This window comes from Neobacillus sp. CF12 (genome assembly GCF_030348765.1).
Lineage (GTDB): Bacteria > Bacillota > Bacilli > Bacillales > Cytobacillaceae > Neobacillus.
In genome coordinates this window covers 988,375-1,011,018 of sequence record NZ_JAUCEU010000007.1, presented here as the reverse complement: position 1 = coordinate 1,011,018, position 22,644 = coordinate 988,375, and the positions used below count along the sequence as shown (strand labels likewise).

General features: G+C 37.9%; 21 protein-coding genes. All 21 read left to right on the top strand.

The window, feature by feature from the left end:
- Positions 1-904 precede the first annotated feature (904 nt).
- The 21 genes from QUG14_RS05090 (at position 905) to QUG14_RS04990 (ending at position 22,543) form a co-directional block, all read left to right on the top strand.
- A complete protein-coding gene (locus QUG14_RS05090) occupies positions 905-1,315 on the top strand; it encodes a hypothetical protein (RefSeq protein ID WP_289339438.1) in 411 nt (136 codons plus the stop codon).
- 32 nt (positions 1,316-1,347) lie between these two features.
- The gene (locus tag QUG14_RS05085; protein ID WP_289339437.1) at positions 1,348-1,644 is read left to right on the top strand and encodes a GNAT family N-acetyltransferase; all 297 of its coding nucleotides are present in this window, start codon (positions 1,348-1,350) and stop codon (positions 1,642-1,644) included.
- Between the two features lie 299 nt (positions 1,645-1,943).
- Positions 1,944-2,360, top strand: coding sequence for a group I truncated hemoglobin (locus QUG14_RS05080; RefSeq protein WP_289344072.1), 417 nt, complete (start codon positions 1,944-1,946; stop codon positions 2,358-2,360).
- A gap of 311 nt (positions 2,361-2,671) precedes the next feature.
- Positions 2,672-3,004, top strand: coding sequence for a VOC family protein (locus QUG14_RS05075; RefSeq protein WP_289344071.1), 333 nt, complete (start codon positions 2,672-2,674; stop codon positions 3,002-3,004).
- Between the two features lie 383 nt (positions 3,005-3,387).
- Positions 3,388-4,224, top strand: a complete 837-nt coding sequence (locus QUG14_RS05070; protein ID WP_289339436.1) for a GNAT family N-acetyltransferase — start codon at positions 3,388-3,390, stop codon at positions 4,222-4,224.
- Entirely contained in the window at positions 4,221-5,366 is a 1,146-nt protein-coding gene (locus QUG14_RS05065) for a M20 peptidase aminoacylase family protein (RefSeq protein ID WP_289339435.1), read from the top strand. The genes QUG14_RS05070 and QUG14_RS05065 overlap by 4 nt, the downstream gene beginning before the upstream one ends.
- Before the next feature lie 55 nt (positions 5,367-5,421).
- Positions 5,422-6,300, top strand: coding sequence for a MurR/RpiR family transcriptional regulator (locus tag QUG14_RS05060; RefSeq protein ID WP_289339433.1), 879 nt, complete (start codon positions 5,422-5,424; stop codon positions 6,298-6,300).
- 28 nt (positions 6,301-6,328) lie between these two features.
- Entirely contained in the window at positions 6,329-7,357 is a 1,029-nt protein-coding gene (locus QUG14_RS05055; RefSeq protein WP_289339432.1) for a dipeptidase, read from the top strand.
- Between the two features lie 32 nt (positions 7,358-7,389).
- The gene (gene menC, locus QUG14_RS05050) at positions 7,390-8,529 is read left to right on the top strand and encodes an o-succinylbenzoate synthase (RefSeq protein WP_289339431.1); all 1,140 of its coding nucleotides are present in this window, start codon (positions 7,390-7,392) and stop codon (positions 8,527-8,529) included.
- Positions 8,530-8,563: 34 nt separating this feature from the next.
- Positions 8,564-9,400 carry a M55 family metallopeptidase gene (locus QUG14_RS05045; RefSeq protein ID WP_289339430.1) on the top strand — a complete coding sequence of 279 codons (837 nt, stop codon included), beginning with the start codon at positions 8,564-8,566 and terminating at the stop codon, positions 9,398-9,400.
- Between the two features lie 77 nt (positions 9,401-9,477).
- Positions 9,478-10,923 carry a serine hydrolase domain-containing protein gene (locus tag QUG14_RS05040; RefSeq protein ID WP_289339429.1) on the top strand — a complete coding sequence of 482 codons (1,446 nt, stop codon included), beginning with the start codon at positions 9,478-9,480 and terminating at the stop codon, positions 10,921-10,923.
- A gap of 13 nt (positions 10,924-10,936) precedes the next feature.
- Entirely contained in the window at positions 10,937-12,592 is a 1,656-nt protein-coding gene (locus QUG14_RS05035) for an ABC transporter substrate-binding protein (RefSeq protein ID WP_289339428.1), read from the top strand.
- Positions 12,592-13,524: a nickel ABC transporter permease gene (gene nikB / locus QUG14_RS05030; RefSeq protein ID WP_289339427.1), complete on the top strand. Its 933-nt coding sequence runs from the start codon at positions 12,592-12,594 to the stop codon at positions 13,522-13,524. Before QUG14_RS05035 ends, nikB begins: the two co-directional genes overlap by 1 nt.
- 3 nt (positions 13,525-13,527) lie before the next feature.
- Positions 13,528-14,424 carry an ABC transporter permease gene (locus tag QUG14_RS05025; protein ID WP_289339426.1) on the top strand — a complete coding sequence of 299 codons (897 nt, stop codon included), beginning with the start codon at positions 13,528-13,530 and terminating at the stop codon, positions 14,422-14,424.
- 22 nt (positions 14,425-14,446) lie between these two features.
- Positions 14,447-15,427, top strand: coding sequence for an ABC transporter ATP-binding protein (locus QUG14_RS05020; protein ID WP_289339425.1), 981 nt, complete (start codon positions 14,447-14,449; stop codon positions 15,425-15,427).
- Complete coding sequence (locus tag QUG14_RS05015) at positions 15,424-16,380, top strand: ABC transporter ATP-binding protein (RefSeq protein WP_289339424.1); 957 nt, start codon at positions 15,424-15,426, stop codon at positions 16,378-16,380. The genes QUG14_RS05020 and QUG14_RS05015 overlap by 4 nt, the downstream gene beginning before the upstream one ends.
- A 522-nt stretch (positions 16,381-16,902) precedes the next feature.
- Entirely contained in the window at positions 16,903-18,453 is a 1,551-nt protein-coding gene (locus QUG14_RS05010) for a spore germination protein (RefSeq protein WP_289339423.1), read from the top strand.
- 2 nt (positions 18,454-18,455) lie between these two features.
- Complete coding sequence (locus QUG14_RS05005) at positions 18,456-19,616, top strand: Ger(x)C family spore germination protein (protein WP_289339422.1); 1,161 nt, start codon at positions 18,456-18,458, stop codon at positions 19,614-19,616.
- A 3-nt stretch (positions 19,617-19,619) separates the two neighbouring features.
- Entirely contained in the window at positions 19,620-19,841 is a 222-nt protein-coding gene (locus tag QUG14_RS05000) for a hypothetical protein (protein WP_289339421.1), read from the top strand.
- A 41-nt stretch (positions 19,842-19,882) separates the two neighbouring features.
- Positions 19,883-20,971: a GerAB/ArcD/ProY family transporter gene (locus QUG14_RS04995; protein ID WP_289339420.1), complete on the top strand. Its 1,089-nt coding sequence runs from the start codon at positions 19,883-19,885 to the stop codon at positions 20,969-20,971.
- Positions 20,972-21,568: 597 nt separating this feature from the next.
- A complete protein-coding gene (locus tag QUG14_RS04990) occupies positions 21,569-22,543 on the top strand; it encodes an NAD(P)H-dependent flavin oxidoreductase (RefSeq protein WP_289339419.1) in 975 nt (324 codons plus the stop codon).
- Positions 22,544-22,644 lie beyond the last annotated feature (101 nt).

Here is a 22,644-nt window from a genome sequence, read left to right as displayed (position 1 = left end):
ATCATAAAAGAGAATGCACAACAAAGAATATATATTTTTATAAGAATATAGTGAAGTAAATACCTATTGGAATTTTAATAAAAAGTTTCTTAATTAGAGAATGGAAAAGCCAATGATTTTGTTAGAATCATTGGCTTTTCTCGTCGTTTAGGAAACTATAATATCCCTAGACTTGTGCATAACTGTTCAATAAAATTTTCGTATAAAGTTGATGAGGTTGTTTGTAATGTAACTATCTATGTATAGGATGACAGTTGTAAAAAGGTAGGGGTATACCCTCTTTTTATGGACCAAAAACAAGAAGTGGGATTCTAAAAATCTGTTGCTTCCATAAGAGTCTCATTTCAAATTACATTTTTCCTATTTTTCCTGTTAAATTTAATGATAATCTTGTGTTGCAAGTAAAAGACAATTAAAAAAGAATCGCAAACAATCGATTTGATTGTCAAAAAAAAAACGAGCATCCTTAAACCAATGACCGTTCTAAATCCTAGGAAGCCGAAGAAAGCTGTAATAAATCTATTAGATTATTTACATTCTTGATTAAAAACATATTTGTATGAACATATTTTGACCGAAATATTGTATGTAAATTGGAGAGAGTGAATTGACTTCCATTTATAAGCTCATTTTTGCTATAGATGTAAATTGAAAAATGTTGTTGTAAAAACCGCAAAAAGTCATTTAAATTTACACCGGATTTTTCCATATACTCAATAAAGGATACATAATTTAGTTTTTCAAGAGTATTTTTTTAGAAATACTTTTAATGATCCTAGAACTAAACAAAGGGGATGGTTAGTTTGATAAAACTAGTGAAGTATGATGATCTTACATTATTTAAGAAAGATGTGATCCCATTCTTAGAAAAAGATGAAGCTGAAACAATTTAGCTTTAGGTGTTTTGCAATCTTTAACCGAAAAAGATGAAAGTCCTTTTTTGATGGCTGCTGTAATAAAAGACGACGACATAGGATTAACCTTACTTCAAACACATCGTAGTCAAATTATCTTTTCAAAATCTGTTCCTTTTACATCACACGAAATACAGGTTATAGGAGAAAAACTGAATAACACAATTCAAGAAATACCTGGCTTTGTAGGGGAAAAAGTATTATCTACTGAACTAGCTTTTTATATTGCGGATATAAAAGGGATTCATGCACATGTCCAAATGAACCAAAAAATTTATAAGCTAGAAAAAGTTAAGAAAAACACAAAAACAAAGGGAAAACTTCGGAAAGTTGAAGAAAAGGATCATAACACTATTAAAGATTGGTGTATCATTTTTGTAATGAGGTTAATCAACCTATAAGTTTAGTAGAAGCTATCAAAAAAACAAATGAAATGATTTATAAAGGAAATTTAGTAGCATGGGAAATGAATGGTAAGTTGGTTTCCATGGCATATGCTATACGTCCAACCAAAAGGAATATTACAATCAGCTATGTTTACACACCGATTGCTGAAAGAAAAAAGGGCTATGCCTCTTATTGTGTTTCAGCTTTCACTCAAAACTTGTTAGATCGAGGTTATAAAACAACAAGTTTATACACTGATATTAGTAATCCTATTTCAAATAAAATTTATATTCAAATTGGATATGAAGCGATTATGGATTCAGTCCATATCCTATTTAAATAGAAACAATGAAATTAATAATTTTATTTTTAACCTAGTTTAAGAATTAAAACTTAAAAGTAACAAACACTTTTACTATTTTCAGGAAGATTATTCCTTTAATAAAAATTAAATGCAAGGTGATGATATAGAAGTAATTCAATATTAAAGGAGAGATCCTCATGACTCAAATCGATGTAAATCAACTAAATCAAGCAAAAGCAAATGTAACTCTCACGCAGGAATTATTAACAAAAGCAATTGAAAAGGCAAATTCCGACCCTATACTCGCCCAGGAAGCGATTAAACAGGCATCAAACGAAATTTCGTCTGCTTTAACTGCCGTAACTCAAGTACAAAAGTCATCTCAAGCCCAATCGACACAAACACTATTTGAAAAAGTTGGAGGAGAAGAAGCGATTGCAAAAGTTGTGGACTATTTTTACTCCGAGTTGGTACTGAAGGATGAAACAGTTAATCATTTTTTTATAGAAACGGATATGGAAAAACAACGCCGACATCAAACAAAGTTTATAAGTTTTGCATTAGGCGGTCCAAATCAATATTCTGGTCAATCTATGACAAAAGCTCACCAAGGAATGAATCTGCAACCAGTACATTTTAATGCTATTGTAAAACATCTTCACGATGCTCTTGCTCACTTTAGAGTGAATGAAGCGGACATAGACACAGCTTTAACTAATGTAGCGTCATTAAGAGACGATATATTGTATAAATGATTGTTATTCTGCTTACATATCCTAGAGGAGAAGAACGAGTTACCATTAAAGGTAGCTTTTTCTGTGTGCATCTTTTTTAACACTTTTCGATTGGCAATTGTCACAGTTTTCCTTATTCTTTTGATAGTTTTTCTGATGGATATTTTTAGGGTCTAGGGACTAGCCAAAACCGCTTTCCATAGCACTTCTTTTCGGTTGGACATTAATTGGCAAACTTCGTGCGTGGCTTAAATAGAACCTAAATGTTATTGTAGGATTCATATAGACCAAATTGACCATATTGATATAGCTGTCAAAAATCTGGACTCTTCATTTCTTGGTATCAAAATGTTTTAGGTTTGGAAAGGCGTTATGAAAATGAATGGGAGGGTCCGCCAATGATGCTTTGTGCAGGATCTACTTGTCTGGCGTTATTTCCTAATGATGAACAAACTGTAAAACATGAAAAAGTAAATACAGTTGGTATGCGTCACATTGCTTTTAGAGTCGACAAATTCAATTTCAATAAAGCACAAATAGATTTGACCAATTTAGGCAAATCTTTCAGAGTTTTAGAACATGAAAATTGCAATTCAATTTATTTTGATGATCCCAGTGACCACACAATTGAGCTAACGACTTATGATCTTATTCGGGAACGATAAATAGTTTCTGACCATATTGGAGGAACATAATATATTGATTCAGGAATTCTAACCATTATCAAATTAATTAAAAGACGTTGAGAAACGTTTTTTTTGTTTTCAAAATTTTTGATTTTGGGGATGGAGATTTACCCTAAACGTACCTGTAGTAAAATAGACCTCCTAATAAAATTCATTATATTTAAAATATTTTGAATTTTAATTAAATTTTGTGTTGTTTTGTGGAAATGAGTCATATATAATAATAAAAAAAGCTGAAACTTCAGAAAAAATAGAAAATTAAAGTATAAACTTCAAAATTGGAAATTTCGCCCTAAAAAGACCTATCGGATGATGTGCTAGTAAATTTGAAATAGAAGACGTAGAATGGGGGCTAGCAATCTATGGGTTTGCTAAATGGAATTACATATAAAAGAATTGAAGAGTCAGAGGATGTTTATAAGGTTGTCAAGCTCCAAACTGAAATTTGGGGTCCGGAGGTTGTGACTCCTCAGCCACAGCTAGTAGCTTCCATTCACAATGGTGGGATTGTGATTGGAGCCATTTCTGGAGAACAGTTAGTGGGTTTTTGCTACGGTTTCGCTGGCTTTAAGGATGGGGAGGCATATTTAATTTCTCATATGGCAGGTATATTACCAGAATACCAGAATACTGGAATTGGCTACCAGCTTAAGATCAAGCAGAGAGAATGGGCAATGAATTACGGATACAAAAAAATGGTTTGGACCTATGACCCATTAGAAATAAGAAATGGTTATTTTAATGTTTGTAAGTTAGGGGCATATTCGAAACGCTATATTCCCTCTTATTACGGTGAGATGAACGATAAATTGAATAAAGGACTTCCAACAGATCGTTTGTTAATTGAATGGGATATCTGTTCAAAACGAGTGGAAGCTGCCATTCTTGGCGCATACAAAAATCAAACCGAAACCAACTATGAATCTCTCCTCAGCTTTCATCAAACCTGTGAGTATCCAACTCCAGTACCGCACGAGACACAAATCATAGAGAGTCAAGGCGGATACCGTGTTCCAGTCCCTTCAAATATGCAAATAATCAAGCAGCAAAATCCAGATGTAGCACTAGCATGGAGATATGCCGTCCGAGCTGCGATAAGTGAAGCGTTTTCAGGCGGCTATATGATTACTGGAGTTCAAAGAGAACTAGGTTCCAAGATTCATTTTTACATACTAGAAAAAAGTGGAGGGATGAGATGATTAACGAAATAAACGATTGGGTTACTGGGCACGAAGAAACCATTAAATCAACTTATCATTATCTACATACAAACGCCGAAGTAAGCTGGAAGGAAATAGAGACGAAAAAATTTCTGTGTTTGAAGCTAGAAAGATTGGGCATTCCATATGAAACATTTAATAACCATACAGGAGTAGTGGGTTATTGGGGAAATAAAGAGGAAGGACCAACAGTCGGGATCAGAGCAGATATGGATGCATTATGGCAGCTTGTGGATGGGAAATGGCAGGCAAATCACTCCTGTGGACACGATGGACATATGACAACGGTTCTTCATGCGATTACTTGTCTAAAGGAGATTGGGTTTGAACCGAAGGGCTTGATTAAAATTATTTTCCAACCAGCTGAGGAGTCTGGACATGGAGCAAAAGCGATTATTGAAACAGGTGTTATATCTGATCTCGATTACCTGTTTGGTCTTCATGTTCGTCCGATTCAGGAAATGCCATTTGGAGTAGCTTCACCGGCTATCTATCACGGAGCGGCTACGTTAATAATGGGTGAAGTAAAAGGCGTGCAGGCACACGGGTCAAGGCCGAATCTTGGCATAAATGTTACCGACTCACTAGCGGCTATCATTCAGGCTGTCAATTCTATCAAAATGGATCCAATGGAATCAGCATCAGCTAAGGTAACGATGGTCAAGGCTGGTGGGAATAATCTCAATATCATCCCGGATTTTGCGGAATTTGGTATTGATGTAAGGGCAGATCGGAATGAAGTGATGGCTGAATTGCTTGAAAAAGTCCATCATGCAGTGATGACAGCCGGTTCCTTCAATTTTGCCGAAGTGAAGCTTGATCCACGAGCCTCCATGGTGGCTGCTGAAGCAAGCCCGGAGCTAGAGGATCTTGTCAAAGAGGTGATTGTTCAAGTGCTTGGAGAGGAGGGGATTGTTCCGGCACCCGTTACACCAGGCGGAGAGGATTTCCATTTTTACAAAATGACGTATCCGAACCTGCAGGCAACGATGGTAGGTCTTGGGACAGGACTATCACCAGGCTTACATCATCCCAATATGAGCTTTAATCTGGACGCTCTTTTAAATGGTGTAAAAATCCTGAGCCTTGCACTCGTAAAGGTTTTGGAGCAGAAGGCATAGTCCCCTAAGGAATCGCAACTAGAAACAGGTAAACTTGAAAGAAGGGTTCACATAAATGGAAAAATACACAGAAAATATTAGAAAAAACTACAATAACATGACGAAGCGACAAAAAATGATTGCAAAACATTTAATGGATTTTCCAAGAGATGTTGCTTTTCAAACAGCAAAACAAATTGGGCAAGCGTGTGGGACGAGTGAGACAACAGTCATTCGGTTATGCTACACCCTAGGATATTCGGGATTCAGTGAGCTGCAAAAAGAGATTCAAACGAGCTTACTAGAAGACTCGACAAGTCCCGCTAACCCAATCGAAAATTTCCGTGCTATGTCCAATACGTTAAAGGATACAAACTTAATTCAATATGTGATGGAACAAGATAATGCCTATGTGAAAGCCACTTTAGAGGATATTGATTTCAAACAATATCAAGAAGCCGTTGGAAAACTGATTGAAGCGGACAACCGAATTGTCCTTGGATTCCGTTCCTCCTATGGTCCAGCGAGCTGGTTCATGAATGCCTTGAATATCGTGATTGGAAATACTACACAATATCGTGGTGAAGTAGAGGATGCAAATTATTTGTTATCCAAGGTAGATGAGACCACGGTGCTGGTCGCCATTTCCTTTCCAAGATACATCCAGGAGACCTTATCGTTTGTTAAGGCAGCTAAGAAAAAAGGAGCGTGTATTATTGCCATCACAGATGATCGATTATCTCCAATTGGACAGTATGCTGACTACTTATTTAGGGTCATTGCACCGACGCCAATCCCGTTAAAAGGAATTACACCCACGTTTTCACTCTTAAATTTGCTAGTGACAAGTATCGCGGCAACTAGTAATCCCAAGGTTCAAAACCATATGGCGAATTATGGCCAAAATAGTAGTGAATTTTATCCATTTACTAAAAAAGAGAAAATGGACGTTTAAGTCTATTCTTATAAAGGAGGGGTGAATCATGAATAATAAGCATCTCCCTACTGATTTCCTACATAACACATTGGTGATTGATGGCCATTTTGATTTGTTAATGGATGTACAGATCCAACGAGAAAGAGGGAGAACCAAGGTAATTGAGACAGACTACTATCCACGATTTGTGGAAGGTGGTGTGAATGTCATTGTCGCAGCTATATTCGTAGATAGTGGTTTCTTACCAGAAATGGGACTTCGAAAAGCATTAAGTCAAATTAGTGCTTTATATGAAGAGGTTAGGGAATCTCCTGATAAGCTAATGATTTGTTTAAACACAGAGGATATGAATATCGCCAAGAAAAACAAAAAGATTGGCTTTCTACTATCCATGGAAGGGGCCGAACCAATCGGGACAGATCTTAGCTTGTTACGTGTCTTTTACGAGCTGGGAGTTCGTAATCTTGGGCTTGTTTGGAGTCGCAGAAATGCAGTTGGTGATGGGAGCTTCTTTCAACCAATAAAAGAAGGGAAAAAAGGTGGGATTAGTAGCTTTGGTGTGAAGGTCATTGAGGAAGCAGAACGACTTGGAATCACCATTGATGTTTCTCACTTAAATGATGAAGGCTTTTGGGATGTAATCGAGATCGCTACGAAGCCAGTGATTGCTTCTCATTCGAATGCTCGGTCACTTTGTAGATCGATGCGGAATTTAACAGATGAGCAAATACGGGCGATCAGAGCAACCGATGGCGTAATTGGAATCAATGCCGCTAGCTTGCTCGTTGGGGATGATGATGAAAGCTCCACATTGGAACATCTAATGAACCATATCGACCATCTGGTAAAGGTGGCAGGTATCGAACATGTGGGGCTCGGACTTGACCTTTGTGAGGACTTTTTGAAATATGTCTCACCTGATAACTTAGCCAGCTTGCCGAGAAAACCATTTGATGTCGTTTCAGGTCATCAATCGATTCCACAGCTAGTTGAAGGTCTAATAAAAAGAGGTTATTCAGAATATGAGCTCACTGCATTAATAGGTAGAAATTTTCAAAGAATCTTCATGAGGTAAGTAGAGTCTTTAACTAGTAGAGGAGGATGAACATGACCAAAAGCTCAATTTCCATAAGGGAAGTGACCCTTCACCGTATGGTAATGCGATTAAACGATCCATTCACTACCAGCTTTGGAACCTTCCAGGATAAAGAGTTTTTCGTGATTGAAATGGAGGATGAAACGGGTGCTATTGGTTTCGGAGAGTCCGTCGCCTTTTCAAGCCCTTGGTATAGCGAGGAAACGGTTGAAACGAATAAGCACATTATGCAACAATTTTTAATTCCTTTACTACTTGAATCGCCCATTGAGCATCCTGATGGAGTATCGAAACGATTTGAATCCATTCGTAGAAACAATATGGCGAAGTCCGCGTTAGAGGGTGCAGTCTGGGATTTATTTGCCAAACGAAATAATAACCCCTTATACAAAGAACTAGGTGGCAGGAAGCAGCAAATCGATGTTGGAATCAGTATTGGGATTCAACCTACTGCGAATGATCTTGTACATGTGGTCGAAGACTTTGTGAATGAAGGGTACAAGCGAATGAAAGTAAAAATAAAGCCCGGTGCCGACTATGAGATGCTAAAGGAAGTAAGAAGACATTTTCCAGATATCTTACTGATGGCGGATGCCAACTCGTCCTATACCTTAGATGACATTGACATTCTAAAAAAACTGGATGAATTAAACCTCATGATGATTGAACAGCCACTTTCGCATGATGATATTGTAGATCACGCAACATTACAGTCAGCTCTTGCAACACCTATTTGTTTAGATGAAAGTATCCACTCCTTAGAGGATGCAAGAAAAGCTGTCGAGTTAGGTAGTTGTAGAATTATTAATATAAAGATTGGTAGAGTTGGAGGCCTTACGGAATCTAAGAAAATCCATGATTATTGTGCCCAGCAAGGAATTGCCGTGTGGTGCGGGGGAATGCTAGAAGCCGGAATTGGACGCGCACATAACATTGCCTTAACGACTTTGCCTCAGTTTGTTTTGCCTGGTGATACAGCTGCTTCTTCAAGGTATTGGGAGAAGGACATTATTGTGCCAGAAGTCATCGTGGAAAAAGGAGTCATCCATGTGCCGGATAAACCGGGTATTGGCTATGAAGTAAACCGGCAAGTACTTGAGTCATATCGAGTGGACAAAACCGTGTTTTCTAAGAATAATATATGGGCCTGATTCATGACTTTTTAAAGTTAGGAGGGATGAACGAGTGAAGGTTTTCATTTCAGCAGATATGGAAGGTATTTCTGGGGTTACCGATTGGGAGGATACAATCCCGGGTAAACGCACATACGAGTACTCCAGGAGATTACTAACCCAAGATGTAAACGCTGCCATTGAAGGTGCACTTGAGGCTGGTGCAACGGAGATTGTCGTCAATGAATCACATGGTCCGATGCGAAATCTGATTCCTGACGAGCTTCATCCAAAAGCGGAATTAATTAGAGGTTTTTATAAACCATTACTGATGATGCAAGGATTAGATGAGACTTTTGATGCGATCTTTTTCATCGGTTTTCATGGGAAAGCCGGAGAAAATGACAGTATATTAAACCACACCTTTTTAGGGAGCTGCATTCAACGTCTCCTATTAAATGGAGAAGAAGCAAGTGAATCAGATTTTAACGCGGCGGTTGCAAGTAGCTTCAATGTTCCGGTGACCTTACTTACTGGTGACCTACAAATATGTGAGGATGCGAAAAAGAAGATCCCAGGTATTCATACAGTAGCTGTTAAAAAAGGTATAGGTGCTTTTGCAGCTCAATCTCTTCATCCAACAGTCGCACAAGAGAAAATTAGAGCTTCTGCCAAACTTGCTGTCGAATCTGCTAAAAGCATTCAGCCACTGAAAAAAGAACAATCATATACAATCGATATCGAATTTAAGCATACCAACATGGCGACAGTTGTAAGTTATATGCCCACGATTGAATTACTAGATGGTAGAACCATTCGGTATGTAACAGATGACTTAATCGAAGGCTCAAAGGTGTTAATGGCCATTTTGCTATTAGCCATTCAAGGCTCAAATTCTATAACTTTATAAAATGTAACACTGATTATGAATTGTACCCCAGTACAATTTTATAATAAAAAAATGAATGGAAAAGGGAGAGGTTTTGTTTGACACAAAAAACAGTTACTAGTGAATTCGAACAGTATTGCCAAGAGCTTGTAGGAAAATATGATATTCCAGGCTTTTCAATTGGATTAGCTAAGGATGGCCAATTATTCTATGAAAATGGTTTTGGATACCGCGATGTCGAAAACAAACTCCCTTTGACATCTGATACTGTTTTTGGGATTGGTTCAGTGACGAAGTCCTTTACATGTGTGGCGATTATGCAATTGCAAGAGGCAGGAAAGCTGAATGTAAATGATCCAGTGATTAAATATTTACCAGAATTTAAAACACCGAATGAAGAATATACAAAGCAAATGACGATTCACCACTTTATGACTCATTCAGCGGGTCTACCACCATTAGCAACGCTTTTTAAGGCTTTAAGTAAGAGTGTGGCCAATGATCCAAAGTTTGATGATGGTGTGAAATCAGAAGGAGATATTGGGAAAGTAGAGCAGGAAGCAACGAAGGAACACTCAAGTGTTGAGACATTCGAAGAGTTAATGGAAGACATTGCACAACAGGAATTTACATTACTTGGAGCTCCTGGAACTGAGTTTAGTTACTCCAATGATAGTTACGCACTTTTAGGGGCGATTATTGAAAGAGTAAGTGGAGTTTCGTATGAACAATTTGTAAGGGATTACATTCTAGTTCCAGCTGAGATGAAAAATAGTGTCTTCCATCTAGAAGAATTAGACGGTTATGAGGATATCTCTTCACTCTATAATTCTCGTAAAAAAGATGATCAAACCCTTATTTTTGAATCGAACAACCCTTGGGATGCACCGTCTATGCGTGCAGCAGGATTCTTAAAATCTACCGTAAACGATATGCTTAAATATGCTGAAATTTTTCGCAATCAAGGTAAAGTAGGAGATGCTCAAATACTAACACCAGAGAGTGTGGAATTAATAACGACACCGCATATTGAGTGTGAGAAAGGCCGTTATTATGGGTATGGTGTCATGGTTACTCCTGACTATTATGGATACAAGCTTGTAGACCATGGTGGGTCTATTAAAGGAGTCGCGGCGCAATTGAATATTCTTCCTGAACTCGGATTGACAGGAGTATCATTTGCTAATTTAGCAGGGGTACCATCAACGAAACTATTATTTAGTGCCTTTGCTGATTATTTAGGAAAATCAGTAAAAGACTCTTATTTACCTTACGAGGAAGTAGAGATTTCGGAAGACGAGTTAAAGCAATATGTAGGCGTATATGCTTCTGGTGAAGGAGCGAAATATACAGTGGGGATTAAAGAGGGTAAGCTCCAGGTTCAAGCAGAGGGCTTTGATTTAGATGATATAAGACCAATTGGTAACGATAGATTTATCGTATCGTTCAGAGAATCAGAACTTGGACTTCGTTTTGTAAGAGATGAAGACAACAAGGTGATTCGCACAGCATTTGGATTTAGACAATCATCAAAAGTAGAATAGGGGGGACTCTGAAATGTCTAAGACACGTCTAACTAAAATATTTTTGTTACTAACAATGATAGTTCTCTCGTTTGTTTTAATGATCGGATGTAGTTCTGGTACTACCTCTTCTGAAAAAAATAGTTCGTCGAATGATAAGAATAAGTCTGAGGAGGCTTCTGAACCACAGTCAGGTGGTACGATTACAATCGCTTCGATGCTAGAGCCTGATACGTTAGATGTTCATAAAACAGCGATGAGTATTGCCGGTCTTGTCACTAGTCATATTGGTGGGACATTACTTGCGATTAATCCGGAAACAAATGATCTAGAACCATATCTGGCTGAAGAATACAACGTATCAGAGGATGGAAAAACCATTACCTTTAAAATCCGTCAAGGAGTAACCTTCACAGATGGAACAAAGTTAACAGCACAGGTATTTAAAGATACATTTGACCGTATTTTGAACCCAGAAACTGGGGCAACAGTGGCTGCAAGTTTGATAGCAGGAATCCAGTCAACTTCTGCTCCAGATGATCAAACATTCGTTATTGAGCTAGCTGCTCCGTCAGCACCATTTTTACGTAACCTAGCAAGTCAAGGATATTTACAACCAATATCCAAGGCTGCGATGGAAAAGCAGGGTGATGAATATGGACGAAATCCAATTGGAGCGGGACCATTTATCTTTAAAGAGTGGGTAACAGGCCAATCAATTACATTAGAAAGAAATAAAGACTTTAATTGGCCGAAAGCTTTCTCTAAAAACCAAGGAAAAGCCTATCCAGATCAAATGGTTTATAAATTTATTGCGGATGAACAAACGATGCTAGCAGCACTTGATAGTGGCTCGGTTGATATCGCCATGAATGTATCTCCTAAGAATGTTCAAAAGTATCGCAATAACCCTAATTACTACGTTTTAGAAGCAGAACGTCAAGGCTTAGGATTATTTTTAGAAATGAATTTAGAGGATGAAGTCCTATCAGATCTTAATGTCAGAAAAGCCATCAATATGGCCATTAATAAAGATGCCATCATTAAGGCAGTACTAAGCGGTGAGGGAACACCAGCCTATGGTCCTATCCCAGCAACCATTTTTGGTTATGACTCAAATGTAGAAAAATATGGTCATAAGTTAAATAAAGATAAGGCTGTAAGTCTATTAGAGAGTTCAGGATATTCGAAAAATAGTAATGGGATGATGGAGAAGGATGGGAAGGAGCTTGCGTTTGAACTTTCCATTATGGCACAGTATAACCAAGCGGCCCAAATGGTTCAAGCAATGCTGAAGGAGGTTGGGATCACGGTAAATATCCAATCTATGGAAGCAGGAACATTAATTGAAAAGGTATCACAGGGAGAATATGATTTATCATTCCTAGCATACTCATACGCTGATCCTGATATTCTATCATTGCTGTTTCACTCAAGTCAGATTGGCGGTTTAAACCATGTTCGAGCGAAAAATTCTGAGCTGGATGAATTGTTAGAGAAAGGTAGAACAACGATCGATCTTGAAGAAAGAAAACAAGTGTATGCCCGTATACAAGAGATTATCGTTGAAAACGCATATTGGGCTCCTATCTATGCAGAAAAGGTCTTTTATGTCGTGAATAGTAGAGTTAAAAACGTGAAATTAGAAGGTGTCACAATTGAATTCCATGATAGTTGGGTGCAGCAGTAATGAAGCAGTTCATTATTAATCGGGTGTTATCCGGTATTCTAGTAATTTTCGGAATTTCCATCTTCTCGTTTTTGTTGATTCACTTTATTCCAGGTGATCCGGTTAAAATCATGCTCGGAATCAATGCATCACCAGAGCAGGTGGAAAAACTAACACACCATTTGGGGCTTGATAAGCCCCTTTTGGTTCAATACGGGCAATATATCATGAATGTGTTTGAAGGTGATTTCGGAACATCCTTAAAAACAGGTAGACCGGTTTTAACGGAAATTTTAGACCGTTTTCCAGAGACGGTTAAGCTAGCCGTTTTTGGGCTATTTGTTGCTGTTGTTATTGGAATATCATTAGGCATTCTAGCTGCTAGATTTAAAGATTCATTCATTGATAAACTATGTACCGCTTTAGCCACATTAGGAGTATCGATTCCAAGTTTTTGGTTAGCTATTCTATTAGTCATGTTATTTTCAGTTAAGCTCAGCTGGTTTCCGATTGCAAATGGAACAGGCTTTCGAGATCTCATTCTCCCAGCCGTAACACTCGGTGTCGTCGCATCAACGATGATTATGCGTTTAACGAGAAATGGAATGGTCGAGGTTCTTTCGAATGATTATATTCGGACTGCAAGAGCCAAGGGGCTTGAGGATGGACTCATATTATTCCGTCATGCGTTACGAAATGTATTAATTCCAGTAGTGACGGTGATCGGACTGCAGTTGGCAGCTTTGCTTGGTGGAACGGTCATTATCGAACAAGTATTTAACTGGCCAGGCCTTGGTACATTAGCATTAGGGGCAATCATGTCGAGAGATTTTCCTCTTATTCAAGGGATTGTTTTATTTATGGGTGTTACGTATGTAACGATTAATATATTAGTAGATGTTTTATACAGTTTGATTGATCCTCGGGTAGAAATGGGCACAAAGGAGGCGTGATACATGCCAAAACTAGAAACGTTTAAACCTATCCAGGCACGTGTTACACAAAAAGCACCATTGAAAATCAAGACAAATACACTAAGGGCGTTATCTCAGGATAAGCGGGCAGTAGTATGTATACTCTTCCTTTCTATCCTTGTTCTAATCGGTATATTCGCGCCTTTACTTGCACCATACAACCCCGAGGAATTGTTTTATGAGTCCATTTTAGAAAGACCAAGCAAAGAGCATCTTTTGGGAACGGATTCGATTGGAAGGGACCTACTTTCTCGACTGATCTTCGGAGTTCGAGTTACCTTAACGGTCTCCATGCTGGCTGTTGCAATTACTTTTTTTCTCGGGACGCTAATCGGGCTGATATGTGCCTATGTTGGGGGCTGGGTGGATAATGTGTTAATGCGAATCATGGATATTTTGTTAGCTCTGCCAAGCATTATCCTAGCACTGGCGATCGTTGCCATTTTAGGTCCTAGCTTAACAAATGCGATGATTGCTGTCGGAATCGCATCAATACCAGGCTTTTCTAGATTAATAAGAGGAGCGGCCTTGACCATTAAGTCATCTGGCTTTGTAGAAGCTAGTCGGTCCATTGGCAGTTCACATAGCTGGATTTTGCGTAGACAGTTTCTACCTAATGTAGCAGGTGTATTGCTTGTCTATACTACACTTTTTATCGGTGTTGCGATTTTAGATACGGCAGCACTTAGCTTTATTGGGTTAGGTGCACAGCCTCCAACTCCGGAATGGGGAACGATGCTGAGTGAAGGGAAAAATTATATGTATGATGCATGGTGGTTGTCTACTTTTCCAGGATTAGCCATCACATTAGTTGTATATACAGTAAACCTTTTAGGTGATGCATTGAGAGATATTTTTGATCCGAAATCATCACGGTAAGAGAAGGAGGTGGGAAAAACGTATGTCAAATGTGTTAGAAGTAAACGGATTAACCACTCAATTTAAAAGTAAAAATGGTCCGTTAACGGTTGTTGATCAAGTTGATTTTTCCGTAAAAAAAGGTGAAGTCCTCGGACTAGTTGGGGAGTCGGGCTGTGGGAAAAGTGTCACTTCACTTTCAATCCTTCAATTGCTAGATAAAAACGGTAAAATTTCAAGTGGTGAGGTCTTTTATAAAAATAGCAATCTTGTAGCTAAAACGGAAAAAGAAATGAAGAAAATCAGAGGAAAAGAGATTTCAATGATTTTCCAGGATCCGATGAACTCTCTGAACCCTATCTTAACCATTGGGAAACAGATTGGTGAAGTGATTGAAAAGCATGATAAGATAAAGGGTGCAATTGTTAAGAAAAGGGTTGTTGATCTTCTTACGCTTGTTGGAATTCCACGGGCAGATGAAATCTATCTTGAGTACCCCCACCGCTTATCAGGTGGGATGAAGCAACGTGTGATGATCGCAATGGCCATTGCTTGTAATCCTGCTATGCTTATTGCTGATGAACCGACAACTGCATTAGATGTAACGATTCAAGCGCAAATTTTAGATTTGCTGCGTTCGCTTAAGGATGAACTAGATATGTCTATCTTGTTGATTACACATGACCTTGGTGTGGTTGCGGAAATGTGTGACAGGGTTGTCGTAATGTATGCTGGGCAAGTTGTCGAATCGACCGATACGAGAACACTGCTACGGAACCCAAGGCATCCATATACGGTTGGCTTAATCCAATCAACGCCCCACCAATCAAAAGGAGAAAAGCGATTGAAATCGATTGTTGGACAAGTTCCAACTCCTGATGAGTATACACAAGGCTGTCGTTTTGCAAACCGCTGCCCAAAAGTTCTGGATATTTGTAAGAACACCGTTCCTCCACTTGTAGAAGTAGATGGTCAAACATCATGTCGATGTTGGTTATTTGAGAAGAAGGAGGAGGTTATATGACAAATGCTCTTCTCGAAGTAAAAAATTTAGAGAAAAAGTTCGCTGCTAAATCAGCTTGGTTCCAGTCAAAGCAATATGTCCATGCCGTGAATGGTGTGAGTTTAGAGTTAAATGAAAAGGAAACGATCGGGATTGTTGGTGAATCAGGTTGTGGAAAATCAACAACTGGCCGGTGCTTATTACGGTTGATTGAACCAACGAGTGGCGAAGTTATCTTTCAAGGGAAGGATATCACTACTTTAAGTAAGAGAGAGATGAATGTAATTCGCAAAAATATTCAAATGGTCTTCCAGGATCCAATGGCTTCAATGAATCCAAAGCTGAGAGTTAAAGAGATCTTATCGGAGCCGTTACTTGCACATAATGTTCCGAAAGGTAAGCATGAACAGCTATTGAGTGAGACCATTCGATTAGTCGGGTTATCAGAAAGTCATTTAGCACGTTTCCCACATCAAATGTCGGGAGGACAAAAGCAACGAATTGGAATTGCTAGAGCGATTATTTTACGACCGAAGATTGTTGTTTTGGATGAGCCGGTATCAGCACTAGATGTATCTGTACAGTCTCAGATTTTGAATTTATTGCAGGATTTACAGGAAGAGCTGAGTCTTTCTTATATTTTCATTTCTCATGACTTAGGGGTAGTGGAGCATATTGCCCATCGAGTAGGTGTCATGTATTTAGGTGAAATGGTGGAAGTCGCTGATAAAGAGCAGCTATTTGAAGGACCGCTTCATCCCTATACAAAAGCACTGATGTCAGCCATTCCAAAAACCGATCCTGACGAGGTAAAGGAACGAATCATCTTAAAAGGGGAGCTCCCATCACCATCCAACCCACCAACAGGATGCAAATTCCACCCACGGTGTAGCTTCGCAAAGGGCATCTGCAAAACCGCCAAACCAGAACTAAGGGAGGTTGCAGGTAGGAAAGTTGCTTGTCATTTGGTGTAGGTGATGTCAATGGGTTTAGATCTCTGTCGTGTAAATATTTTAAAGACTCCCTATTGCTACATTAAAAATAAGCGAGTAAAAGAATATGGTCGGTTCTTTCACTTCTTAATTAGAAGAGAATGAGCCGACCTTTATTTTTCTTATCCAATGAATGAAAGTACCTATCAATCGTACTCAAATCAATTAACAAGATTATGAATTAGAGTTATATCCAGACTATAGTAAAGAGTTTCAATACATTATCCCAATTAAAGTAACAGGAATATATGAATTTCCTCTCTTTGCAATCTGGACCTAGAACATAAAGCCACAGTTAAAATATTTTTCAATGGGAGTGCTGGATGCACTCTCATTTATTTATATAGGAATCCCAACTGTGATAGACCGTTTCATTTAACAGGTCATAACCCAACAATTAACCAATACATTAGTCTTTTTAACAATAGTCCTTTTAGATGCTGAATATAAGAACCAGTAAATGCCAACAATAAAACGCAGATATATATCAACAGGAGGTTTTATATGTGGTTTCCAATGTTAAGGCGCCCCATACAAGATAAAGCAAATACTACGAATAATTCTCATATGAGCAATATGTATGATAAAAAGTTAAATAAAAAGCTTCAGCACAATATAAATGTATTTAAGGATATATTTAATCAGGATGATACAATTATAACTAGGCAATTAGAAAATCAATTAGATAATTCAGTCAGGTGCTGTATCGTATTTCTTGACGGTATTGTTAACAATGAAATCGTTAATGAAAATATAATCGAGCCAATAGTGAAAAATCAATTCATAAACTACCAGAACAACACCATAGATACATTACGTTCTCAGGTTATCTTATCAAATAACATCGAAAAGGTGTCTGATATTGAAAAACTTGTGGAAGCAATTCTAAATGGTGATACTGTCCTTTTACTAGAGGGGTCAGACGAAGCATTAATAATAAGCTCTAAGGGATGGCAAACCAGACCTGTAGGAAATCCTCCATCGGAAGTTATATTAAGAGGCCCGAGGGAAGGATTTACAGAGTCTTTAATGATTAATCTCACGCTGATTAGAAGACGGCTCAAAACACCTGATTTAAAATTTACCTTTAGGACTCTAGGGGCTCGTTCTCGTACAAAGGCAGCTATTTGTTATCTTGACGGTTTGGTTAATGAGAAGATATTGCAAGAGCTATTAAAAAGGCTTGAGGACATAAATATGGATGGTATTTTAGACACAGGCTATATTCAGGAAATGATTAAAGACGCTCCTCATTCACCTTTTCAAACTATAGGAAATACTGAAAGACCCGATGTAGTTGCCGCAAAATTGTTAGAAGGCCGGATTGCCTTGGTGTTGGACGGTACGCCATTCGCTCTGACTTTACCTTATGTTTTTATTGAGTATTTTCAGGTCAACGAGGATTATTATAATAATTTTTTCTATTCTTCAATAAACAGGCTGATCAGATTATTGGGGTTTATCATCACAATTAGTGCTCCAGCTGTATATGTTGCACTAGCCACATTTCATCAGGAGTTGATACCATCCCCCTTGTTGTTAAGCATTTCTGCAGCAAGATATGGTGTACCCTTTCCAACAATTTTTGAAGCATTACTACTGCTTTTTGTTTTTGAAGTATTGAGAGAAACTGGATTACGAATTATACCAAACATCGGTCAGACAACAAGTACCGTTGGTGCACTGGTTTTGGGACAAGCTGCAGTAGAAGCAAGCTTAGTGAGCGCCCCCATCATCATTGTTGTTGCGATTACGGGTATTACCGATTTATTGATTCCGCAATTGAAAGGCGCAAGTATAATCATAAGGTTTTCATTGCTGCTTATTTCTTCTTTTTTAGGGCTTTACGGGTATATTTTCGGTATCCTGTTTTGGATGATTCATTTATTTGGCATACGTTCTTTTGGCATACCGTATATGCTGAATTTCAACTCCTTTAACCCACAGGATTTAAAAGATACGTTTATTAGAGCACCCTGGTGGTATATGCAGTATCGTCCCAAATTTATTGCTGCAAATAACTACAATAGAAAAGCGAATTCAAAAGGTAAATGAGGATGAAGCGAATATTAAAAATAACACAACTTTCTTCTCTGGTTTTTTTGAACTTGTTTTTTATTTCAGGCTGTTGGAATTACCGGGAAATAGACCAATTGGCCATTGTTGCTGGAGCAGCAATTGATAAACAAGATGATAAATATCTGGTATCAGCAGAAATCGTCAATGTAACAGGTGGAAAAGAAGCCAAAGTTAGTCCAAAGGTCGTTACGGGAATAGGTGATACCATATTTGATGCCATAAGAAACACGATAAAAATTTCAGGGAAGCAACTTTACTGGGCTCATTCAGAAATATTAATAATAAGTCAGGAAATTGCCAGAGAAGGGGTCGTAGAAGTCATCGACTTGTTTGCCAGGGATCCGGAAACAAGAATGTCTTCAAATCTGCTTATATCAAAAGAAAAAACGGCAAAGGAAATTTTGGAACAACAAAGTATTACTACAGAAATTCAATCATCTCAAATAAATAAAATGTTGATGTCACAAAAGGGTTTGTCAAAGGCTCCCGTAATAGCCATTTATCAATTTGTGAATAATCTTGCTGACAATACGAGATCGGCTGTGCTTCCTGCTATTAGTAATAAGAAAACTCAAGGTAAGAGTGAGACTGAATTATTCGGCTCAGCAGTTTTTAAGAAAGATAAGCTGAGTGGTTTTCTCAATGGGGAAGATACTAAATATTTTCTTTTTGTTTTAAACAAAGTAAAAGGAGGACTGCTTATTCAAAAAGAAAAATTAGAAGGCTCTGATGTTAAAGTATCTTTAGAGATATTTGCAGATAAGACCTATACCAAAATTAAACCTGTATACTCCAACGGAAAGTTGACAATGAAGTTGGATGTTTTTGTAAATGTGGCAATCGGAGAGTTAGAGGGCAGCAAAAACTATATGAATGAACCGGGACGTACAAAACTGCAAAAGGCTGCTGAAAAATCGCTTGAGGATAACATAAACCGAGTGATAAAAAAAGTACAAAATGAATATAATAGCGATATTTTCGAGTTTGGCAGAATTGTTCAAGATGAGAGGCCTGATGTTTGGAAAGAATTAGAAGATGATTGGGAGAAAATCTATAAAGACTTGGAAGTAAAGGTAAAGGCAGAGATAATTATTAAAGACAGTTCCCTTCTACTAAAACCGATAAAAATAGGAAGCTAATCTATGCAAATATTAATAATTTTATTCGTTATCTCGGCTTTTGCATTCCATGACCTTGTACCGGTCTATCGAAAAAGACAATGGAAAGTTTTTGGAACGTATGTATCCATCATGGTTTTGATTGTTTTTGTAGAGATATTGATAAGTTTAAACGTAGATATACCGAGTCCTGCAGTACTATTGGAGAAATGGGTTACCTTGGTCTTTGGACAGCATCACGAGTAATAACCTTGGCTTAGGTAATTAAATTAGAAAGTAGGAGTTTTATGAGTAAAGAGATTATTTCAGGTAAACAGGGCATCTCAATGATGACATTGTTTTTTATGGGCAGCACGTTGATTGTGGGTACCAGTGGGGTGGCAGAACGAGATACTTGGCTTGCAATTTTACTTGCTGCATCTATGTCTTTACCGGTTATGTTTGTTTACTCCAGGATTCTTTCGTTTTACCCAGGAAAGGATTTATTCGATATTTTAGAGATTATTTTTGGCAAAATAATATGTAAATTCATACAGTTCCTATATTTTTGGTTTCCCTTTTTCTTAGGGGCTTTAGTGATTCGAAATATTACAGATTTTATCAGTGTTGCTGGCTTGCCTGGAACCCCGGAATTCATTCCGAAATTGTTAATGGTCATTCTGTGTATTCTAGTGATAAAAGATGGAATTGAAGTACTCGGACGAATAGTGACATTTATTTTACCAATTGTTTTTATTATTATTCTTATGGGGACTATTCTATCATTCCCCATGTATGAGTTATCCAACATACGTCCAGTGATGTATAACGGATTTAAGCCTATATTATTAGGTGCCTTTGAAACATTCACTTTCCCATTTACTGAAGCAGTCATTTTTACAATGGTGCTAAGTTCGTTAAAGAGTCAAGTAAGTTCCTACAAGGTTTATTATATGAGTCTGCTTTTTGGTGGTTTTACCATCATAATTATTAGTGTTAGAAATCTTCTGATATTGGGGAATGAATTTGTTACTTCGTTATATTTTCCATCCTATTCAGCTTTGAGTGTGATAAAGTACGGAACTTTTATAGAGCGGATTGAAATTGCAGCGACTGTAGCATTCGTCTTTACCAGCTTTGCCAAGATAAGCGTTTGCATGTACGCTGCCACCAAGGGATTTGCCAAATTTCTTCATTTGGGTAACTATCGGACTATGGCAGCCCCAGTAGGCCTATCAATGGCGCTACTAGCTGGAATCCTATTTGAGAATACTTCACAATTTCAGGAATGGGGTAGAAATATTTCACCATATTATTCCCTTCTTTTTACAGTCATTTTACCGGTCTTTATATTAATCGCAGTGGAAATTAAAGTTCGTTTCAAAATAAGTGTATAGCTGCATGGGAGCCTCTTCTATAAATTAAATTAATGAAACCTGCCAATCTCGTTAAACCGGTGATTATGTCTCAGTGTTTAGAGTATATAGACAAACGTAAATAAAAAGAAGTCAGTCGGAAGTTTTGCGGACACAAAGCACAACTAGTGATTTTTCAGCTAGTTGTGCTTTTGTTCTCTTTAGGTAAAAATTCAAGTCACAAAATTTTTGAATACCAGAGATGAAACAATAATTTTAGTAGTGATAAAAATTTCTGTACTTTTTTAGGTTGATTAATAAGGAAACACCTTCTAATTAAGTGAAATGTATTTGTACTTTTTCATATTTAATCCTAAATTGAATGGATTATGGATAGAATAAAAAATAATTTAATATAATTATTTTAGAATGTCCTCCTCCATTATTGTTTAACAATCTTAATCTTATAAAAAAACATCTGTATATCATAAGAATATTAATAAGAAGAAGGTATAGGTCAAAGGTTTAATTGTAAAATACTAGATTATTTTTTAGAAAATAAAGGAAGGTTTTACCACAAAATAGAATCTATTATTTAAAGAAATTCTTTTAATAGGAGAATGGAGGAATAATATCCATATGTCTAACTTGCCGAATATATTTAAGAATTTGAAAATACCTGTCATCGGTTCACCACTTTTTATCATTAGTAATCCCAAGTTGGTAATTGAGCAATGTAAGGCTGGAATTGTAGGTTCAATGCCCTCATTAAATGCACGGCCTGCCTCGCAGCTGGATGAATGGCTGGCAGAGATTACTGAAGAACTCGCAACGTACAATGCACGCAATCCAGAGCGTCCTGCTGCACCATTTGCGATTAATCAAATTGTCCATAAAACCAATGATCGTCTGGAACATGATATGGAACTATGTGTGAAGTATAAAGTTCCAATTATCATTACCTCTCTTGGGGCACGGGAAGAAATCAATATCGCTGCGCACAGTTATGGAGGAATAGTTTTCCACGATGTGATTAATAACAAGTTCGCTCACAAAGCCATTGATAAAGGAGCAGATGGTTTGATTGCGGTGGCTGCAGGGGCTGGCGGTCATGCGGGTGACAAGAGCCCGTTTGCATTGATCCAAGAAATCCGCCAGTGGTTTGAGGGTCCATTAGCATTGTCGGGGTCGATTGCAAACGGAAACGCGATTCTTGCTGCTCAAGCCATTGGTGCAGACTTTGCCTATATTGGATCGCCATTCATCGCAACCCACGAAGCTAGAGCAGCAGAATCCTATAAACAAGCCATTGTGGAATGTAGCTCTGATGATATTGTTAATAGCAATCTATTTACAGGTGTTCATGGCAACTATTTAGCACCATCGATTCGTGCTGCTGGTTTGGACCCTAATCAACTACCAGATAGTGATCCATCAAAAATGAATTTTGGCGGAAGTGGGCAGGCAAAGGCGTGGAAGGATATTTGGGGAAGTGGCCAGGGGATTGGAGTCATTAATGAAGTCTTAAGCACAGCACAATATGTTGATAAACTTCATCAGGAGTATGTTGCTGCTAGAGAGAGAATAATCAAATCCAGTCAGGTTTTCGCTTAAGAATAGCCACGTTAAAAGCTCAGCCTTAATAAGGTTCTGAGCTTTTTTTAGATATTGTCCTTTGGTCACATCTTTAGTTAGATGATAAATCCGCTATATAC